The organism is Clostridioides sp. ZZV14-6345 (assembly GCF_020657775.1).
GTDB classification, from domain to species: Bacteria; Bacillota; Clostridia; order Peptostreptococcales; family Peptostreptococcaceae; genus Clostridioides; species Clostridioides difficile_D.
This window is the reverse complement of record NZ_JAGWCX010000016.1, coordinates 23077-44466: the sequence shown is the minus strand read 5'-3', so window position 1 is coordinate 44466 and position 21390 is coordinate 23077. Positions and strand designations below refer to the sequence as shown.

Below are 21390 nucleotides of genomic sequence, written 5' to 3'. Positions count from 1 at the left end.
AGGAGGAAATTAGTAATGGCAACGATTAAAGCATTTAAGGCGATTAGACCAAACAAATATATAGTAGATAAAGTAGCAGCACTTCCTTACGATGTTATGAATAGTAAAGAAGCTAGAAAAATTGCAGAAGGGAATCCATATTCATTTTTGCATATAGATAAATCAGAAATTGATTTAGATGAAAATATAAATTTATATGATGAAAAAGTTTATTTAAAAGCACGAGAAAATTTAGATGAGTTTCGAAAACAAGAAATTCTAGTAAAAGATGACAAAGAGTGTATATATATATATAAACAAATCATGGATGGTAGAGCTCAAGTTGGTATAGTAGCATGTATATCAGTTGATGAAAGCTTAAATGGAACAATAAAAAAACATGAGTACACTCGACCAGAAAAGGAAATTGATAGAACAAAACACATAAAATACTGTGATGCTAATACGGGAACTATACTTGTAACTTATAAACATCAAAGATTGATAGATGATATAATCAATGATTTTATGGATAATAATGAACCTTTATATGATTTTATAACAGATGACAAGATAGAGCATACAGTATGGAAGATTGATAATGATGATATAATATGTAACTTAGTAGATGAATTTGGGAAATTAGATTATCTATACATTGCAGATGGTCATCATAGAACAGCTTCAGCAGAAAATGTAGCTAAAGAAATGAGATCTAAAAATCCAAATTATACTGGAAAAGAAGAATTTAATTACTTTATAGCAATGATTGCACCAGATGAGAATTTAATGGTTTTGGATTATAATAGAGTTATCAAAGACTTAAATGGTTTAAGTGAGGAAGAATTTATAAATAAAATAAAAGAAAATTTTGAACTAGAAGAAATAGAAGGAAAAGAAAAATATAAACCTGACAAAAAAGGAACTTTCGGAATGTATTTAGGTAATAAATGGTACAAAATGAAAGCAAATAAAAATTTATTAGAAATAGAAGACCCTGTTGACTCATTAGATATTTCTATATTACAAGATTATGTTATTGATGCTATTTTAGGAATTGATAATCCTAGAGTAGATAAAAGAATTGATTTTATCGGCGGAATTAGAGGTCTTGAAGAATTAGAAAAAAGAGTTAATGAAGATATGAAGGTAGCGTTTGCAATGTATCCTACTAGTATTGAGGATTTAATAAGAGTAGCAGATGCAGGTAAGATAATGCCAGCTAAGTCAACATGGTTTGAACCTAAAGTAAGATGTGGTCTATTTCTACATGAAATAAACGAATAATTAATAAAGGGCTAAAAAGTGAATTTTACACTTTTTAGCCCTTGTTTTTTTTGAGTTATATGTGAAATATAAATTTTAGAAGTTAAGATTATTAATAATAGTTGCCTTTTTTGAAAATGGATAATTTTAAGATATAGGTAGTGATATTCTATGTTATAATTTAGAATGGAAAGTTATATAATTGTATTTATATATTTAAAAAAAATTAAATACATATTATATAATAAGATTATCATATGTTTTCATTACAATTATAAAAAAAGTAGTATTTATAAGGAATAGTTAGTATTTTTTTGTTGTGAAATTAAGGGGATAGTAATTAATTAGAAAAGGAATGAATAATAATGAGTATATTACGTTATCAATTTTTGATAAACCAAACGCAAAATTAGAGTTTTTAATACTAATTAAGAATAAAGATTTTACAAATAAATCTGAAGGCATGTTATTTAACTCTAATATAAGAGGAAGGTAATTGTATATTGAAAAATCATAAAAATATGAATAAAGAATCTAAATAAATACAAAGGTTTGCAAGATAAGTAAATAATATAATTATATAATGAGGATGTGAGTATGATGAACAGACTAAAGCCAAGAATCCTGGGTATTAGCATCTTGTTTATTATTATAATTATTTTAACCTGTGGAGCTATTTTCAAGTTTAAGTTTATTAAGTTTAAATTGGATAATAAATTAAAAGAAACCACACAGATATATTTGTCAGAGTTTACAGAACATAATATAGTTAATCTAAAGACAAGACTTAGTGGTCAATTTGACATGCTTGAATCTATTGCTAAATTCATTGGAAACTCGAACAATATAAGTGATGAAGAGGTGATTGATAATTTAGGTAGTGATGTGAAAAAAAGACTTAAGCCACAGGGTATACGTTCAATATTACAATGTAAGATTTTAGAAGGTAATAAATTTAGAGGGTTCGTAGGATTTGATGAATGTTCATACAATCGTATGTGGACTAATGATGAAGTGAATACACTGACTTTTATATCTAAAACACTTAGTATGTTTTTATTAAAAATGCGTATTCAAAATAAACCTTGTAAAAAATGTCCTATGAGAGATTTAAAAGATGGTGATGATACTTGTAAATCATTTATGCGTAATAGAAAGTTTGATGTGAAGGCAAATATAACTACAACTACTTTGAAATGGTTTGATGGTAAAGATGCATGTTTAATCTTTGGAAGTGAAGTAAGTAGCATTGAATCCGAAGAAAATGTTTAAAATACTGTATTATAGATTTACTTAAAATCACAATTTGAACTTATTAGACTTAAAAAGTCTATATAAATCATTTAAGTTGTGGCTTTAAGTATTTTTTATGATATAATTAAGCGTTAAGAACAAAATTAAACGATACTTTTGTATAAGAAAAATATTTGTTAAATATATATTGAGCAGGTGATAATATGGAAAATAAGTTTTTACCAATAAGTAAACAAGATATGATAGATAGAGGATGGGAAGAATTAGATTTTGTTCTAGTTACAGGAGATGCATATGTAGACCATCATAGTTTTGGTACAGCAATAATATCTAGAGTTTTAGAAAAGGCTGGGTACAAGGTTGGGATAATAGCTCAACCAAACTGGAAGACTACAGATGATTTTATGAAGCTAGGAAAACCTAGACTTGGTTTTTTGGTCAATGCAGGAAATATGGATTCAATGGTTAATCATTATTCTGTAAGTAAAAAGCATAGAGAAAAGGATATGTATTCTCCAGGTGGGAAAATGGGTCATAGACCAGATAGAGCTACTATAGTATATTGTAATAAAATAAGAGAAGCATACAGTGATGTTGCAATAGTAATAGGTGGAATTGAAGCTAGTTTAAGAAGATTTGCACACTATGATTATTGGAGTGATAAGGTTAGAAAATCTATGTTAATAGATAGTGGAGCAGATTTATTAGTTTATGGTATGAGTGAAAAGCAGATTGTAGAAGTAGCCAATGCACTTAATGATGGATATGACCCAAAATATATTAGACATATTGATGGGACATGCTATATTGCAGATACATTGGAAGAAATATATGATAAATATATATTAATTCCATCATATAAAGAAATATGTGAAGATAAAATGAAGTATGTAGAGGCTTTTAAAATTCAGTATGATGAACAAGACCCATTTAGAGGGAATATAATTGTTCAACCTCATGGAAGTAAGTATTTGGTTCAAAATAAACCAGAGAAACCACTTAGTAGGGAAGAATTAGACGAAGTATATGGATTGCCATATCAAAAGACATACCATCCTGTATATGAAGAATTTGGTGGTATACCAGCTATAGAAGAAGTAAAATTTAGTATAGTAAGTTCAAGAGGATGTTTTGGTAGTTGTTCATTTTGTGCAATAACATTTCATCAAGGAAGAGCAGTACAAAGTAGAAGTGAAAAATCAATTATTGACGAAGCAATAGGAATAACAAATTTAGATGATTTTAAAGGGTATATACATGATGTTGGAGGTCCAACAGCTAATTTTAGAAGACCAGCTTGTAACAAACAAATTACTAAAGGTGCTTGTAAAAATAGACAGTGTTTATCGCCATCACCATGTAAAAATCTAGATGCAGACCATAGTGAATATCTACACTTACTTAGAGCTGTAAGAAAATTACCTAAAATCAAAAAGGTGTTTGTACGTTCTGGAATTAGATACGATTATGTAATGGCAGACAAGAATAATAAGTTTCTTAGAGAGTTGATAGAGCATCATGTAAGTGGTCAACTGAAGGTAGCACCAGAACATATATCTGAAGAAGTTTTAAAGTATATGCAAAAACCAGCAGGAAAAACTTATGATAAGTTTAGACAGAAGTTTTTTGCTATAAATGAAGAATTAGGTAAAAAGCAATATTTGATACCGTATTTAATGTCTAGTCATCCTGGTTCTACATTAAATAGTGCTATAGAGTTAGCTGAGTATTTAAGAGATACTCACTATCAACCAGAACAGGTTCAAGACTTTTACCCAACTCCTGGAACTCTGTCAACAACCATGTTTTATACAGGTATAGACCCACTTACTATGCAGCCAGTTTATGTACCTAAATCAAAACGTGATAAGGCAATGCAAAGAGCTTTATTGCAGTATAGAGCACCTAGAAATTATGATTTAGTATATTCTGCACTAGTTGAAGCAGGAAGAGAAGACCTAATAGGTTTTGGGCATAGATGCTTGATAAAACCAAAAGATGAGAAGCCTTATTTTAATAGAAATAATTCTAAAAAAAATACATCTAAAGGTGCAAATAAAAACAAAAGAGGTAATACAAATAACAGAACTAATAAAAATCAACAAAAAAGTTCAACTAAGAAAAAGAAAAAGTATTAGAATATAAATAAAAATATTTAAAGAAGAAGGATTATTCGATAAATTAACAGAAATTAATATAAATAAATATAATTATTTTATAAGATGTTAGCTTTGGGAGGAAGAGATGAAAAAGTATATTTCTATAATATTATTAGTAGCATTGAGTGTGATTTTTTTGGGAGGATGTACATCGAAAGAAGATAAAACTCCAAAAAAAGAGTTATCAGTTGTTAAAGAAGTAAAAGTAGCTGTTCCAGATGGATTACCAGCAGTAGCAATAGCTAAACTTGCAAATGAAAATCCAGAGATTAAAGATGGATATGAAACAAAATATAGCATTGAAAAGACACCTGAGGCGATTTCCACTAGAGTGATGAAAAAAGATGTAGATATAGCTATAGTTCCATCAAACATGGCTGCAATAGCATATAATAAAACTTCAGCATATAATATCGTTGGAACTGTGGGAATGGGTTCGCTTTATTTAGTATCAACAGAAGATATAAAAGACTATTCTGATTTAGTTGGTAAAGAGGTTGGATGCACTGGAAAAGGACTTACTCCAGATATAACTATAAAAAGCCTTTTGTTACAAATGGATATAAATTATTCAGATGTAAATTTTAATTATGTAAATTCAGCAAGTGAATTGGTACCATTGTTGGCTACTGGTAAAGTTAAAACAGGAATTGTTCCAGAGCCTGCACTTAGTGCCTTGATGTCTAAGAATCCAGATATAAAAATTATAAAAAGTTTGAACGATTCATGGAAAGAAGTAAGTGGTTCAAAAGATGGTTATCCTCAATCTACATTAATTGTAAAGTCTGAGTTTTTAAGAGATAATAAAGATTTTGTAGATTCTTTTGTAGGTCAATTATCAAATAGTATAGATTGGGCAAATAAAAATCCTAAAGAATTAGGTGCATATTCTGAAAAAATAAAAATATCTACTGAATCAAAGATAATAGGAGAAGCCCTTGAAAGAGCTAATTTGAAATATATTCCAGTTAAGGATATGACTAAAGATTACAAAAACTACTACGATAAATTGGCTAATTTTGATGATAAGACATTAGGAGGCAAAGTACCAGATGAAGCAATATACTTTGTTGAAAAATAAAAAAAATAAAGAACAGTTTATAGATAAATTAGAGGTAACACTTTCTTGTGTTATCCTCTTATTTTTATGGCAAATTATTGCTTTAAAAATTGATAATGATATTTTTTTACCAACAGTAGGTCAAGTATTTAATAGCATTAAAGAAATCATACTGAATTCTACGTTCTACATAGATATACTTTATTCTATGGGGAGATGTTTTTTTAGTTTTTTATTTGCTATGATTTTTGCTATTATACTATCAATAATGTCTTATTTAAATAGGTTTTTTAGAAATCTATTAAAACCAATCAACGCTTTGGCACGTTCAATACCAACTATGATACTGGTGGTACTTGCACTGATTTGGTTTGAAAAAGATAGCACGCCTTTTATAGTTGGATTTTCTATAGTTTTTCCTATATTATATGATAACGTTTTGGGGGCTATATTAAATATAGACAAGAACTTATTAGAAATGGCAAGTGTGTATAAAATAAGATTTGTAGATAAAGTATTAAAAATTTATTTGCCAGCCATAAAATTTCAAATTATATCTATACTAGTATCAACATTTTCTTTAAGTTTGAAAGTTGCTATAGCAGGAGAGGTATATAGTCAACCTACATATGGTATTGGGAGTATGATACAAACTGAAAAAATTAATTTTAATACATCTGGAATATTTGCGTGGATAATTATTGTTCTTTTAATTTCTGCTATTTTGCAAATAGCTCAAAAGTTTTTAGCAAGGAGAGCTTTTTTATGGAAAAGATAAAGTTAAGTATTGGGAATATAAATAAAAGATACGATACTCATATTATATTCAAAAATTTTAATATTGATTTTTATGTCAATGAGGTTAATTGTATACTTGGAAAATCTGGTTGTGGAAAAACTACGCTTTTGAATATACTAAGTGGAATTATTAAAAATGATACTGACAATCTAAATATCAAAGAAAATTTAAATAAAGTGGGAAATAAGTTGGAAGCTAGCTACATATTTCAAGATGATAGGCTTATAGATTGGTTAACAGTGGAAGAAAATATAAAGATAGTTGTAAATAAATACTATAATAAAACTCAACTAAATAAAATTTGTGATGAATATTTAGAATTGGTTGGTATTAGTGAGTATAAAAAATTTTATCCTCAGATGCTTAGTGGAGGTCTTAGACAAAGAGTAAATATTGCTAGAGCTTTTATATATCCATCAAGAAACATTATAATGGATGAACCTTTTAAATCTATTGACGCAAAGAATACACAACTTATAATGGATAATTTTAGAGAGATATTAAAAAAAGAAAAGAGAACTGTGTTATTTGTAACTCATAATATTGAGGAAGCATTATTTTTAGCAGATAGAATATTTATTTTAGGAGATTCTCCAATTAGAATAAAAAAAATATTAAAAAATGCTAAGGAATTGGAAAAAAATGAAGTTTTGAATTTGATATAGAGTTATAATAATACTGTCATTTTAAAATCTATAAGACTGTATTAAAATAGTACAGAATATTCGAAAAGGTGTATAATGTTCGTATTTTATAAAAAGGAAGTGAAGATATGGTTAAGACTAATGCTATGAGAATATTAGATTCAAATAAGATTGATTATAAAGTAATGTCTTATGAAGTGAAAAGTGAACATGTAGATGGTGTTGAGGTAGCACATGATATAGGAAGAGATGTAAATGAAGTGTATAAGACATTGGTAACTCAAGGAGTTAGTAAGAATATATATGTATATGTAATACCAGTACATGAAAACTTGGACTTAAAAAAGGCTGCAAAAGTAGCTAAAGAGAAAAGTGTAGAGATGATTCATGTAAAAGATATAAATAAATTTACAGGATATATTAGAGGTGGGTGCTCTCCTATAGGTATGAAAAAACTTTATAAAACTTTTGTAAATGAAAGTGCAAAAAATTTAGATACAATTATCGTGAGTGCAGGAAAAATAGGCTATCAAATAGAACTATCGCCATTTGATTTACAAAGACTTATACAAGTAGAATTTGTAGATGTAATAAAAAAATAAGAATCATATATAAAATATAGGGGTTGTATGCTTAATAATAAGTATTATATTGTTAATAAAATGAATAATAACTTTGAAACAAATATGCAGTTACCTATACGCAATTGGTACAAAAATATTGAGAAATTTTGAAAATAATGATAAAGTGTAAGTATAATTACGAATGTTTTTATAAATTAATGGAGGGATGTTCGCTTGAGGAAAATAAATTCTGAACAAATTGTTGAACAAGTAAAAAAACTTTGTATAGAAGCGAATCTATACTTAGGAGAAGATGTTCTAAGTTGTATAAAAGAGAAAGTTAAAAGTGAAAAGAGTGAAGTTGGAAAAAATATATTAAATATATTAGTTGAAAATGCTGAAATAGCTAAAGAAAAAAATATACCAATATGCCAAGATACTGGTATGGCTGTATTTTTTGTTGAATTAGGACAAGAGGTTGTAATCGAGGGAGATACACTTACTGAAGCTATAAATGAGGGAGTAAGACAGGGGTATGAAGAAGGATATTTAAGAAAATCTGTTGTAAGCCCAATTAGTAGAGTGAACACAAAAGATAATACACCTGCTATTATTCATTATGATATGGTAAAAGGTGATAAGATTAAAATAGAATTTGCAGCCAAGGGGTTTGGAAGCGAAAATATGAGTAAGATGAAAATGTTAAAACCATCAGATGGCTTAGAAGGAATTAAAAAATTCATAATAGATACAGTTTCAGAAGCTGGACCTAATCCATGCCCTCCTATGGTAATTGGAGTTGGCATAGGTGGAACTGTGGATAAATGTGCTCAAATAGCTAAGAAGGCACTTTTTAGAGAACTTGGTGAATTTAATAAAGATGAAAATATAGCAAAACTTGAGAGTGAATTATTGGCATCTATTAATAAACTTGGTATAGGACCTCAAGGCTTAGGTGGTACTACAACAGCTTTGGGCTTAAATATAGAAACTTTTCCTACACATATAGCAGGTCTTCCTGTTGTTGTAAATATAAACTGCCATGCATCAAGACATAAAAAGGTAGTAATTTAGGAGGAAAATAAAATGATAAAAATAACTACACCTGTAAGTGAGATTGATATAGCAAAATTAAATTGTGGAGATACAATTAGTTTGAGTGGTATACTTTATACAGCAAGAGATGCTGCTCATAAAAGATTGATAGATTGTATAAATAAAGGTGAAGAATTACCCTTTGATGTATATGGTCAAGGAATATATTATGTGGGTCCTACCCCTACAAAGCCAGGAGAAGTTATAGGTGCAGCTGGACCAACAACAAGTTATAGAATGGATGATTTGACTATACCTCTTTTGGAGAGAGGTCTTAGATTGATGATAGGTAAAGGAAAAAGAAGTGATGAAGTTATAGAAGGTATGCAAAAATATGGAGCGGTTTATCTTGCTGCAATAGGTGGAGCTGGAGCATATATCTCAAATTCAATAAAGTCATGTGAAATTATTGCATATGAAGATTTAGGAGCTGAAGCTATAAGAAAGATTGTAGTAGAAGACCTTAGGCTTACAGTAGCAATAGACAGCTATGGAAATAATATATATGAGCAAGGTAGAGCAATTTATGAATGTAAATAAAGTTTAGAAATTTATGTGAATATCAAAGTTAAAAAATGGTTGTATATATTTTAAGGAGGAAAATAAATGTCTAAGGATTATGCAAAATTGGCATTAGAAATGCATGAAGTTAATAAAGGGAAAATAAATGTACAAAGCAAAGTAGAAATTAAAACTAAGGATGATTTATCAACAGCATATACGCCAGGTGTTGCAGAACCTTGTTTAAAAATACATGAAAATCAAGAGGATGTTTATAGATACACTTCAAAAGGTAATCTAGTAGCAGTAGTCAGTGATGGAAGTGCTGTGCTTGGATTAGGTAACATAGGAGCTGAAGCATCTATACCTGTCATGGAAGGTAAGGCTATATTATTTAAACAATTTGCAAATGTAGATGCTTTTCCGATTTGTTTAAAGACTACTGATATAGATGAGATAGTTAAATCTGTGGAGTTGATGGAGCCTGTATTTGGAGGAATAAATTTGGAAGACATATCTTCTCCAAGATGTTTTGAGATAGAAGAAAGATTAAAAAAATCTTTGAGTATACCTGTTTTTCATGATGACCAGCATGGAACAGCAATAATAGTTGCAGCTGCTATAATAAATTCAATAAAATTGATTGAGAATAAAAAAATAGAAGATTTGGAAATAGTTATAAATGGAGCAGGAGCTGCTGGTATAGCTATAGCAAAGATACTACTTAATATGAATGTTAAGAATATAATATTGTGTGATAGAAGTGGTGCATTGGAAGCTAGTATAGAAAATCTAAATTATGTTCAAAAAGAAATGTTAAAAGTAACAAATATAAGAAATGAAAAAGGTTCTTTAAAAGATATTATAAAAAGAAAAGATGTATTTATAGGTGTTTCAGGTCCAGGAGCTGTTACAAAGGAAATGGTTGAAAGTATGTCTGAAAAGCCAATAATATTAGCTATGGCAAACCCTACTCCAGAGATAATGCCAGAAGAAGCTAAACTAGGTGGAGCATTCATAATGGGAACAGGTCGTTCAGATTTCCCTAATCAAGTCAATAATGTTTTGGCTTTCCCTGGAATATTTAGAGGTGCACTTGATGTTAAGGCTAAAGAAATTAATGAAGAGATGAAGATAGCCGCTGCATATGCAATCGCCAATACAATAAGTGATGAAGAAATATGCCCAGAGTATATATTGCCAGATGTATTTAATAAGAATGTAGTAAAAAATGTTGCTAAGGCAGTTAAAGAAGCAGCAATAAAAACTAAAGTAAATAGAATATAATTTTTTCTAAAATAGTAAAAATTAAGAAAGTAAAAAAAGACTAATGAAATTATGTCCAGTGGGGTGATTTTATTAGTCTTTTTATTTTTAATATGACACAATAATGTCATATTAGTCTTGATATAATTTAAATATGGTTAGGAGCCAAAGAAAAATATAAGGAGTGGTTTAAAATGGAAGAAACTAAATTTTGCCAATGTTGTGCTATGCCAATGGGACAAACTGATGAATTATATGGGACAAATAAAGATGGAAGTAAAAGTACTGATTATTGTAGTTATTGTTTTAAAGATGGTGAGTTTACAGCTGATATAAGTATGGAAGAGATGATAGAAGTTTGTATCCCTCATATGCTTCAAAGTAATAAGGATATGAGTGAAGATGAGGCAAGAACAATGATGAACAATTTCTTTCCAACATTAAAACGCTGGAAATAATTTTATGGAAAATTAGTTACATTCAGACCATGAAAAGTGGTGTTAACAATAAGTGGTGGTATGTTCTATAGCATACCACCTGTTTTGTTGCTGGTAGTTTAGTTATTTCAAATTGTAAAATCTAAAATATGTTATTTATATTCAGTTTCTCTATCCATGTCTTTTTCTACCTCAAGTCAAATTCCACTACAAAATCATCATTTTCAATTCGCTGACTGCTATTTTTGGGCTTGCAGATATGGCTATACAATGTCAAAAGATACAATTTATTAAAGATGATGGAAATTGGCACATAGTAATTAAAAATCTTGATGAAAAGTCTATATCAGAAATAAATAGTAGAGTAGATATAGCTCACCATGGTAGGGGGCAAGTCGTTGACAATGGAGAGTTTAAATCAAAGGAAATATTGATACAAGGTTTAGATGAAGAATTAGCAAAACAATTTAGCTTAGAAATAATAAAGGGTCGTTATCCTATTGGGGAGAATTAAACTTTAATAGATGAGGATGCAGTTGAAAGATTTAATCTAAAAATAGGGGATTTTATTAAAATAAAATTAGCAGATGGTAGAAATAAAAATTATAAGATAGTAGGTGAATATTCATCAATATTAAGCTTAAGAGCTACAGATAAGCATGGATTAATACTTTCAATATTGGGTACACAAGCTATCAAAAAATCAGAAACATACGATTATTATATTACATTTAAAGAAAAGGCTAATATTAGAAAAGCTACTTCTGATATTAAAAATACCTTCAATTTAAGTGATAAACAAATTGGTAAAAATGAAAGATTACTTTCTATCATAGGTCAAGGTGACTCTGACTTTTCTAAACCACTGTATTTAACAGCAGGATTACTTTTTGTACTTGTTTTAGTAGCAAGTATTATCATGATATATAATAGTTTCAATATGAGTGTGATTGAGAGAATTAAATTTTTTGGTCTGTTACGTTGTCTAGGGGCATCAAAACATCAAGTTAAAAAATTTGTTGTTTTAGAAAGTTTAATTTTAAGTGTAAAAGCTATTCCAATAGGTCTAGTGTTAGGAAGTATTGTAACTATTATATCATCTATATTTCTTAAACATGTTAATGAGTTATTCAGTTCGATGCCAATAAAAGTTAGTTTTATTGGGATTGCATTTGGAATAATTGTAGGATTTTTAACTGTGATATTATCAGCTATTGTTCCAGCAAAAAAAGCTTCTCGTGTATCTCCGCTTAGTGCTGTACGTGGGAATCTGATGTCCAAAGAAATTTTAAACAATGGAAAGACAAGTAAAGTTGCAAATACAGGAAGTTCTAAAATTGAGATTGCTATGGGATTAAATCATGCTTTTTCAAGAAAGAAATCTTTTGTATTTATGACTTCTTCATTTGCTATTAGTATTATACTATTTTTAGGGTTTAGTGTGTTTATAGATCTTATGTATCAAGGGCTTAAGCCTATGAAGCCAGAAGCCTCTCATATATCTATTGTTGAACCTAATTTTAGGTCTATTTTAACCAAGGAAGATATTAATGAAATAAGTAATATCAAAGGAATAAAGAAAGTATATGGTAGAATGGTGACAGATGTAGAAGCTATATATAATGGGAAGAAGACAAAATCACAATTAATTTCTTATGAAAAGCATCAATTTCATTGGGCAAAAAAATATCTATTAAAAGGAGAAATTAATGAAGATAAATTACAGTCAGAAAATATTGCTTTAGTAGAAGAGGGGCATGGATTTGACATAGGAGATAAGATATATATTGAAGATGGAAATTCTGAAAAAGAGTTAAAGGTAGGAGGTATACTTTCCTCAATTCCATTTGATGCTAAAGATGAATATATTGGAAATATTATAACATCTGAAAATACTTTTACAGCTATAACAGGTATAAAGAATTATATAATAATTGACACTCAAGTTGATAAAAATGCTCCTAGAGATTTAATTGAAAATATAAGAAGTGTAGTAGATGATAATTTAGAGGTTAGAGATAAAAGACAAAGTAACTTTGAGGTCAAAAATTCGTTTTATACTATGGCAACATTTGTATATGGATTTGTGTTTATTATTGCGATTATAAGCATGTTTAATATCATAAATAGCATGAATATAAGTGTTACAAGTAGAAAGAATTACTATGGTATTATGCGTGCAGTAGGTATATCCAACAAACAATTAAGAAAAATGGTGATAGTAGAGGCAAGTTCATATGCAGTGAGTGGCTGTTTATTAGGTAGCATACTAGGGTTAATGTTACATAGGTATATGTTTATATCATTAGTAAGCTCAATGTTTCATTTAGAGTGGCAAGTACCTTCTAATTTGCTACTTATCACTGTACTAACTATGATAATAATAACTCTATTATCAGTAAGAAAACCAATTAAAAAGATTTGTGAACTAGATATAATAGATTCAATAAATGCACAATAAATATGGCTATTAATTTAAATTAAAAAAACGAAGCAAATATAAAATAGAAAATATTTTTCATTTTTGCTTCGTTTTTTATATTATAAAATTTTTATTTTGTTACAAAATTTATATAAAGATAATGTAAATATAAACATTATATGACAGTATGAGCATTTAAATTAAGATATTTTAAATACTCTACTTTAGATAAGTTCCTTCTTCATCTTGATAAATTAATCCTTTTTTCATAAGCACTCCAAGAGCTCGTTTAAAATTTTTCTTACTTGAATTAAATAAGATAGAAATATCTTTAGGGTCAGACTTATCATTAAATCTCATATATCCATCAGAACCTTCTAAATAACTTAAAATCTTATTTTCTAAAGTATCAAGTTCATCTTTTCTATTTCCTCTAGGAGAAAGCCCTAACTTACCATCATCATATATTTTTATAACATGCAAGTTTTCAAGAACATCACCAGCTTTTAATTCAGTAAAGTACTCATTATGAAGGATTACACCAGCATATTTATTATCTACACATATCATTGCAGAGTTATTAGTTTGGAATCCATATACAACTCCAGTTACAATATCTCCAACATTATAAGTATGGTCTGTTAATAAGTATGAATCTATATCTGTAGTTGCGGCAATTCTTTCACTTTTGTCTAAATATATATAAAATAAATACTTTTCATCTCTAAACAATGGATAAGTCTTAGCCTTAAAAGGAACTAGTATGTCTTTAGGAAGTCCCATATCTATAAAAGTCCCAATATCTGTATTATCAACTACTTTCAAATGTGCTACATCTCCAACCTTAGCTAAAGGAGGTATTAAAGTTGCAGCAGTTCTGTCATCAGAATCTTTAAATATGAAAGCATCTACTTCATCACCTATATTTATTTCATTTTTTCCAATCAATCTGTTATGAAGAAGTATATCATCCTTTGTGTTATTAGTTTGTCCATCCAAAAAATATCCAAATTCAGTTTTTCTTTTTACTGTAAGTTTATTAAAATCACCTATTTTTATCAAATTAAAATCATCCTCTCATTTTATATTTATAATTTAGCCATAATATACTTATGTAGTAGTTTGTCACAGTATCTATATTAGTATTAGTGAAATTTACAATAAATAATGTAGTTATTTATGTATTTTTCAATTCTCTAGCTTCTTATATAGTATAAACTCCAATTTCTTTTTTGTCTTTAGGTTTTACTAAAATTTTTACAAAATAAGTTAAAAACTATTGAAATAAAATTTCTTTTAAAGTATAATTGGTATATACCAAAATTGGTATATACCATATCGAAAAGTGGTGACTATATGAAAATAGTAAATAAATCTAGTAACATACCATTGCATACTCAATTAAGTTCAATAATAAGAGAAATGATAGAAACTGGTGAACTTAAAGAGGGTGATGCAATAATGCCAGAAAGAGAACTTTGTAACATACAAAATGTGAGTCGGATGACAGTAAACAAAACTATTGTTGGATTAGTTACAGAAGGACTTCTTTATAGGGTACAAGGTAAAGGGACATTTGTTGCAAAGCAAAAAAAGAAGTATCAGTTTTCAAATGTAAAAGGTTTTACTGATGTCATGAAAGAAAAGGGAGTAGACATAAAAACGGATATATTATCCTTTGAGATGGAACTGCCAGATGATTTAGTTAAAAGAAAACTTGGAATAAGTGATAATACTACAAATATATATAAGATTGTTAGACTTAGATATACTGATGGAGAGCCATTTGGATTAGAAATAGTATATCTGTCAGAAGAAATGTGTAAGGGTCTTACAAAAGGGATATTAGATAATTCTTCACTATATAGAGTTTTAAATGAAAAATATGGCTATAAGATACAAAAAGCTGAACAAGTAATGGAGCCAGTAATACTTTCAGATGAAGAAAGTAAACTTCTTGAAACAGAAGAAGGTGCTTTAGCTCTTAAACTTCATAGAAATTCCTATAATAGAGAAGGTAGCCCTATAGAATATACCATATCAATATTTAGAACAGATAAATATCAATATGAAATAGTATTGAGTGAGTAGGTGAATAATATGAAATGTTTAATTAATGGAAAGATAATATTAAAAAATCAAATCTTGGAAAATAAAGTATTAGTATTTGATGAAAAAATAATTGATATAGCTGATAGCATACCAAAAGATTGTGAAGTTATAGATGCTGATGGAAAATATATATCTCCAGGGCTTATTGATATTCATATACATGGAAACATGGGAAAAGATACAATGGATTCAACTGATGAATCTATTGAAACAATTTCAAAGTCAATAATGAGACATGGAGTAACATCTTTTCTTCCAACTACAATGACTATGGATAAAGAACATGTCTATGATGCACTTGAAGTTATTAAAAAAGCTCAAAAGAGAAAGCTTGAAGGAGCACAAGTATTAGGAGCACACCTAGAAGGTCCTTTTATAAATGAAAATTATAAAGGAGCACAAAATGAAAAATTTATAATAAATTCAAAATATGAATTTATCAAAGAATATAAAGATGTTATAAAAGTTATAACTTATGCTCCAGAAAAAGATATTGACTTTGATTTTACTAGAGAAATAAAAAGATGTACAGATATAGTTTTATCTATTGGTCATAGTAATGCAAATTATGAGCAAGCTAAAGAAGCTATAAACTTAGGGGTAACAAATGTAACTCATATGTTCAATGCAATGACTGGTTTAAATCATAGAGACCCAGGTGTTGTTGGTGCAGCACTTACAACTAATGTATATAGTGAACTAATAGCAGATACAATCCATATAAATAAAGATTTATTTCAATTTATATTGAACAATAAAGGAAAAGAAAGACTGATTTTAATAACAGATTCTATAGAAGCTGGTGGTCTTGAAGATGGAAATTATGCTCTTGGAGGTCAGAAAGTCATAGTTAAGGGTAATGAAGCTAGACTTGAAAATGGAGCATTAGCTGGAAGTGTACTATCTTTAAATAAAATGGTATTTAACTTCTTAAATAATACAAACCTTAAAATTAATGAAGCGATTAATCTAGCATCTTTAAATGCAGCAACCTCTTTAGGTATAAATGACAAAAAAGGAAGTTTAGAAATAGGTAAGGATTCAGATATAGCTGTATTTGATGGGAACTTGGACTGTAAGATGACATTTTGTTTGGGGGAAGTAGTATATAAAAATATATAGTATAAAACAAACTTTAAAGAAAATAAAAGTAGTATAAAAAATAATAATAAATTAAACATATATCAGTTGAAGTAATAGCTAAAATTTAGGAGGTACAAAATGAGAGTATTAGTATGTAAAGATTATAATGGAATGAGCAAAAAAGCAGCTGAGATGATAGCAGCTCAAATAGTTTTAAAGCCAAATTCAATATTGGGACTAGCTACAGGAAGTACACCAGTAGGTATGTATAGAGATTTAGTAAAAAAATATAATGATAATATAGTAGATTTTTCAGATGTAATGAGCTTTAATTTAGATGAATATTATAAGTTACCAGTATCCAATGACCAAAGTTATGATTATTTTATGAAAGAGAATCTGTTCAATCATGTAAATATAAAGCCAGAAAATACTCATCTACCAAATGGAATGGCTGATGATATTGAAGAAGAATGTATAAACTATGAAGCTTCTATAGATGCAGCTGGTGGTATAGATGTACAAGTGCTTGGAATAGGTCGTAATGCTCATATAGGTTTTAATGAGCCTGACAATAAATTTGCAAAAAGAACTCATGTAGTTGAACTTACAGAATCTACAATAGAAGCTAATGCAAGATTCTTTAAGTCAAGAGAAGATGTTCCTAAAAAGGCTGTAAGTATGGGAATAGGTTCAATATTAAAGTCTAAAAAAATATTACTTTTAGCTTCAGGAGAAGAAAAAGCTGATGCAGTATATAAGACTGTTTATGGAGATATAACTCCAGAAGTTCCTGGTTCTATACTTCAACTTCATAAGGATACTATAGTTATAGTAGATGAAGCAGCGGCAAGTAAGTTGAATCCAAAAGATTATAAATTAGTATAAGAGTAGAATGTAGTTTAAGTAAAAAATAGCTGTCTTTAAATAATTAAATTTATTTAAGGACAGCTATTTTTATTTAAATTAGTTAGTTATTTTTGTTTAAATTACTTAATTATTACTTTTACGAAAACTTGTTATCAAGAAGTATCTAAATAAGATGTTAAAAATTATTATATTCAGTGGTATTCTATCAAAGATAGGCAAGATACTCCATTTTTAAATATTTACCTAAGGTAATTAAAGTGGAGTAGTTCAAGATATTTCTAGACTGAGTTTAATAAATTCTACAATAATTTATCTTGCCTTAAAATTGCCTTAAAATCCAAACAATTTTAAAACTAATGTACTATAAAAAGCTGATATAATTTAAATATAGTAAAAAAATAAGATTTATATTATATATTGAGATTTAACTGTTTAATCAATGTATTTATACTATTCAATTTAAATAAAAAGTCTATTAAGGAGTGAGTTTATGAGTAAGTTAATTTATATAGCAGATGATGAAGATAATATAAGAAATTTGGTAAAGACGTTCTTAAAAAATGAAGGTCATGATGTTATGGATTTTAAAACGGGTGATGAACTTTTGGAACAATTTGATATAAAGGAATGTGACTTAGTAATACTAGATATAATGATGCCTGGTTTAAGTGGTTTCGATGTATGTACAAAACTTCGTGAGAAAAGTACAGTTCCAATAATCATGCTTACTGCAAGAGATACAGACATAGATTATATTACAGGAATAACTTTGGGTAGTGATGATTATTTTACAAAGCCATTTAGTCCAATGTCTTTGGTTATGAGAGTAAAGTCTATATTTAGAAGGATAGAATTTGAAAAGAAACAAAATTATGATAAGTATGGTGATTCTGTAGATATGGAATTGAAATTTGGAGATGTGACAATAAATAAAAAAAATAAAATAGTTACAAGTAAAAATGTAAATATAGACCTTACACCAAATGAATATAATCTATTAACATATTTATTTGAAAATATAGATAGGGCAGTTTCTAGAGATGAGTTATTAAATAAAATATGGGGATACGATATAGAAGTTGAGACAAGGGCTGCTGATGATACAGTGAAGAGATTACGTAAAAAAATTTTAGATACAAATATTTTAATAGAAACTGTGTGGGGGTTTGGATTTAGATTAAAGGAGAAAAATCAAAATGAAAAATCAAAATGACAAAAAGATATTTGGTAAGATTAAATCTGCATTTAAATTAAAATTCTCAAAGAAAAATATAAGCATAAAAACTAGGATTTTGTTGAGTATATTGTGTTTGATAATTGTAGTTTTTATGATAATACTAGTATCTTTTAACATATTACTTGATACGTACATAAAAACGACTGCAAATGAAGAACTAACAAAATCTACAGAAATAGTAGAACATATGGATAGTAATTTTAGACCTATTAAGCCACCTCAAGATGATGAAAAACTTCCTCCAAAAGTATTATCTAACTTTATGAGAAATGTACAAGATAAAGTCAGAGTAGCAGAAACACAATCAGATGCTGATGCTATGGTGGTTGATTCCAAGTACAACTTGATATTTCCAACAAGAGAGGATGACTTCTTAAAAAATGTTGATGAGATGGAGTTAATTAGAGAGTGTATTCAAAATAAAAAATTAGATTTAAACTCAGATGAAAATACACGAATATCTGCTGGAAGTAAGGATTATTATATTTCAACTGTAAAAATTACTAGTATATATGGTGAAGAAGATAAATATCTAATACTTTTTATAGATATATCAAAAACTCTAAATCTGGCTCAAAAGATAAATATTGTATTAATATCTGTAATGTGTTTTGCTGGGATATTAGCAATATTTACAGCTGTGATTTTATCTGAAAAGATTGCAAAACCTATAAAAGAGTTGTGTGAATTTGCAAAAAAAATCGGTCATGGAGATTTCAAAAGAACCTACTTTGACTTTTCAGATAAGGAATTAGTAGAGCTTTCAAATGTTATGAATAAGAGTGCTGAATATCTGGATAGGTATGATAATGAACAAAAAATATTTTTTCAAAATGCATCTCATGAATTGAGGACACCACTTATGTCTATTAAAGGTTATGCAGAAGCTATAAAGTATGATGTTATAGATAGTAAACATGCAAGTGATATAATACTTGAAGAAAGTGATAGATTGAGCGATATGGTTGAGGATTTGTTATACATTTCTAAAATAGATAATATAACTAAAGATTATGAACTTGTAGAATGTGATTTAAGAGAAGTTCTTTCAAATTGTGGAGCTAGACAAAATGTAAGGGCTATAAATAAGGGTATAAAATTTATTTATGAGTTTGATGAAGAAATGGTTCTATTTGAATGTGATGGAAAAAACATCTCCAAAGCATTTATGAATCTTATAGAAAATGCTTTGAGATATGCTAAGAATGAAATTAAAATAGTGTGTAAGTACAACCAAAAAAATATAGTTGTAATAGTAGAAGATGATGGAATTGGAATCAACAAAGAAGATTTACCTCATGTTTTTGAGAGATTTTATAAGGGAGTAGGGGGAAATCATGGAATTGGACTATCAATAGTTAAGTCTATTGTAAATAAGCATGGTGGACGTATATATGTAGAAAATGGCAAAAAAGGTGCTAAGTTTACTGTAGTGTTTAAGTTATAAAAAATTAAAGAAAATATAGAATGTTTGAAGTTGTTTTTTATACTATCAGAAATTGTAGTTGCAAGTATTTTTGTTTTATTTATAAAAGAAGGCTTTGAAGTAATGTTTACGAATAATAGTATAAGAGTATTGGCAACAATTTTATCTAAAATTGTCTTTTTATTGATATGTAAAATTATTTGTCTATTTAAAAAAGATGTACATTCAGATATGTCAATAAAGTATTGGATTCCATTACTTTTAATACCTTTATTTAGTTTATTTCTGTCTATTTCTATCTTTGATGTAAATACATTTTTTACTCTTGAAAATTTAAAATTTATAAGCTTAATATCAAGTATTGGTATTTTATATATTAATTTTATTGTGTTTTATTTATTTAAATTTATTATAGATAAAACTAAATTATCCATGAAATATGAAATACTTGAAAAAGAAATAATTCACAAGGAAGAATTAAGACTCAGTAATGAACGTTATAAAATTGTTGTTGAACAGACTGATTCTGTCGTTTTTGAGTGGAATATCAAAGAAAATAAATCATTTGTATCGCAGGGGTGGATTGATTATGAATTTATTACTCTATAAATGATTTATAAAGTATGCAAGACTACAAGCAGTTTTTCTTGGAGGTATAGGAGTTGCACTTTTATTATTTCCTAAATTTTTACTTGGTAGTATGTTTTATGTGATTGTTGGATATATAATTTTGAGTGGTGTTTTGCTTATTATTGATTTTATCAGAGACAAGACAACTAAACCTATTTTTAACTATATAAGCCTTGTTTTAGCAAGTTTACTTATTGTGTTTGGCTATAATTCAATTGTTTTTTCACGTTATTTAGTCCATGTATCGCCTATTTATCTTGGTGCATTGTTACTCATTGAAGCTATGATATACTTTGTGATTGCTTTGTGTGCTACTACATTCTGGCAGAGAAGTATATTAGCTATCTTTGCAAGTATAGCTTTTTTAGGTGGTATGGCTGTTTTTATTTTTATTTTTACATTTGGATTTGGTATTGGAGGTATTGCAGGTCTTACTCGAGTTTCTGGATTTGCCTCATTACTTTCGTGTATATGTACTCTTGTAGTATATCTAATTTATAAAAGATGTTAATTTGTATATTTTTATTGTTTCAATGAAGTTAATTTATATAAATGAAGGTGTAAGTAAATTTATATTAACATAAGTT

22 protein-coding genes are annotated in these 21390 nt (G+C 28.1%); 21 read left to right on the top strand and 1 reads right to left on the bottom strand.

All coding sequences use genetic code 11. The annotated features are described in order from the left end of the window. The first annotated feature begins 15 nt into the window (after positions 1-15). The 14 genes from KGF39_RS06170 to KGF39_RS06105 all read left to right on the top strand — a co-directional run bounded on the left by KGF39_RS06170 (position 16) and on the right by KGF39_RS06105 (position 13484). Positions 16-1266 carry a DUF1015 family protein gene (locus KGF39_RS06170; protein ID WP_227821605.1) on the top strand — a complete coding sequence of 417 codons (1251 nt, stop codon included), beginning with the start codon at positions 16-18 and terminating at the stop codon, positions 1264-1266. Positions 1267-1600: 334 nt separating this feature from the next. Further along, entirely contained in the window at positions 1601-1741 is a 141-nt protein-coding gene (locus KGF39_RS06165) for a hypothetical protein (protein ID WP_227821604.1), read from the top strand. A 209-nt stretch (positions 1742-1950) separates the two neighbouring features. Further along, a complete protein-coding gene (locus tag KGF39_RS06160; protein ID WP_227821603.1) occupies positions 1951-2517 on the top strand; it encodes a hypothetical protein in 567 nt (188 codons plus the stop codon). 185 nt (positions 2518-2702) lie between these two features. Then, positions 2703-4637 (top strand): YgiQ family radical SAM protein, encoded by a 1935-nt coding sequence (locus KGF39_RS06155; RefSeq protein WP_227821602.1) that lies wholly within the window; start codon positions 2703-2705, stop codon positions 4635-4637. A gap of 106 nt (positions 4638-4743) precedes the next feature. Then, a complete protein-coding gene (locus KGF39_RS06150; protein ID WP_227821601.1) occupies positions 4744-5739 on the top strand; it encodes an MqnA/MqnD/SBP family protein in 996 nt (331 codons plus the stop codon). Further along, on the top strand, positions 5711-6496 hold the full coding sequence (locus tag KGF39_RS06145; RefSeq protein ID WP_227821600.1) for an ABC transporter permease subunit: 786 nt from the start codon (positions 5711-5713) through the stop codon (positions 6494-6496). The genes KGF39_RS06150 and KGF39_RS06145 overlap by 29 nt, the downstream gene beginning before the upstream one ends. Next, positions 6484-7182, top strand: coding sequence for an ABC transporter ATP-binding protein (locus KGF39_RS06140; RefSeq protein ID WP_227821599.1), 699 nt, complete (start codon positions 6484-6486; stop codon positions 7180-7182). The genes KGF39_RS06145 and KGF39_RS06140 overlap by 13 nt, the downstream gene beginning before the upstream one ends. A 107-nt stretch (positions 7183-7289) precedes the next feature. Then, the gene (gene ybaK / locus KGF39_RS06135; protein WP_107594558.1) at positions 7290-7763 is read left to right on the top strand and encodes a Cys-tRNA(Pro) deacylase; all 474 of its coding nucleotides are present in this window, start codon (positions 7290-7292) and stop codon (positions 7761-7763) included. 195 nt (positions 7764-7958) lie between these two features. After that, entirely contained in the window at positions 7959-8798 is an 840-nt protein-coding gene (locus KGF39_RS06130) for a fumarate hydratase (protein WP_227821598.1), read from the top strand. A 12-nt stretch (positions 8799-8810) separates the two neighbouring features. After that, the gene (locus KGF39_RS06125) at positions 8811-9359 is read left to right on the top strand and encodes a Fe-S-containing hydro-lyase (protein ID WP_227821597.1); all 549 of its coding nucleotides are present in this window, start codon (positions 8811-8813) and stop codon (positions 9357-9359) included. A gap of 66 nt (positions 9360-9425) precedes the next feature. Beyond that, on the top strand, positions 9426-10607 hold the full coding sequence (locus KGF39_RS06120; RefSeq protein ID WP_227821596.1) for an NADP-dependent malic enzyme: 1182 nt from the start codon (positions 9426-9428) through the stop codon (positions 10605-10607). Between the two features lie 173 nt (positions 10608-10780). Further along, positions 10781-11044, top strand: coding sequence for a zinc ribbon domain-containing protein (locus KGF39_RS06115; RefSeq protein WP_227821595.1), 264 nt, complete (start codon positions 10781-10783; stop codon positions 11042-11044). 238 nt (positions 11045-11282) lie between these two features. After that, on the top strand, positions 11283-11537 hold the full coding sequence (locus tag KGF39_RS06110) for a hypothetical protein (protein WP_227821594.1): 255 nt from the start codon (positions 11283-11285) through the stop codon (positions 11535-11537). A gap of 165 nt (positions 11538-11702) precedes the next feature. Continuing rightward, complete coding sequence (locus tag KGF39_RS06105) at positions 11703-13484, top strand: FtsX-like permease family protein (protein WP_227821593.1); 1782 nt, start codon at positions 11703-11705, stop codon at positions 13482-13484. A gap of 180 nt (positions 13485-13664) precedes the next feature. On the opposite strand, the gene KGF39_RS06100 is transcribed toward KGF39_RS06105, so the two are convergent. Beyond that, the gene (locus tag KGF39_RS06100) at positions 13665-14507 is read right to left on the bottom strand and encodes a S1 RNA-binding domain-containing protein (protein WP_054272933.1); all 843 of its coding nucleotides are present in this window, start codon (positions 14505-14507) and stop codon (positions 13665-13667) included. 294 nt (positions 14508-14801) lie between these two features. Here KGF39_RS06100 and KGF39_RS06095 point away from each other — a divergent pair, with 294 nt between their 5' ends. The 7 genes from KGF39_RS06095 (at position 14802) to KGF39_RS06065 (ending at position 21314) form a co-directional block, all read left to right on the top strand. Then, positions 14802-15536: a GntR family transcriptional regulator gene (locus tag KGF39_RS06095; RefSeq protein ID WP_107594564.1), complete on the top strand. Its 735-nt coding sequence runs from the start codon at positions 14802-14804 to the stop codon at positions 15534-15536. A 9-nt stretch (positions 15537-15545) separates the two neighbouring features. Further along, positions 15546-16679, top strand: coding sequence for an N-acetylglucosamine-6-phosphate deacetylase (nagA, locus tag KGF39_RS06090; RefSeq protein WP_227821592.1), 1134 nt, complete (start codon positions 15546-15548; stop codon positions 16677-16679). Between the two features lie 99 nt (positions 16680-16778). Beyond that, entirely contained in the window at positions 16779-17528 is a 750-nt protein-coding gene (gene nagB, locus KGF39_RS06085; RefSeq protein ID WP_227821591.1) for a glucosamine-6-phosphate deaminase, read from the top strand. Positions 17529-18000: 472 nt separating this feature from the next. Next, positions 18001-18723, top strand: a complete 723-nt coding sequence (locus tag KGF39_RS06080; protein WP_227821590.1) for a response regulator transcription factor — start codon at positions 18001-18003, stop codon at positions 18721-18723. After that, positions 18707-20194: a sensor histidine kinase gene (locus KGF39_RS06075; RefSeq protein WP_227821589.1), complete on the top strand. Its 1488-nt coding sequence runs from the start codon at positions 18707-18709 to the stop codon at positions 20192-20194. The genes KGF39_RS06080 and KGF39_RS06075 overlap by 17 nt, the downstream gene beginning before the upstream one ends. 24 nt (positions 20195-20218) lie before the next feature. Next, on the top strand, positions 20219-20782 hold the full coding sequence (locus tag KGF39_RS06070; protein ID WP_227821588.1) for a hypothetical protein: 564 nt from the start codon (positions 20219-20221) through the stop codon (positions 20780-20782). Positions 20783-20903: 121 nt separating this feature from the next. Further along, positions 20904-21314: a hypothetical protein gene (locus KGF39_RS06065; protein ID WP_227821587.1), complete on the top strand. Its 411-nt coding sequence runs from the start codon at positions 20904-20906 to the stop codon at positions 21312-21314. Positions 21315-21390: the final 76 nt, after the last annotated feature.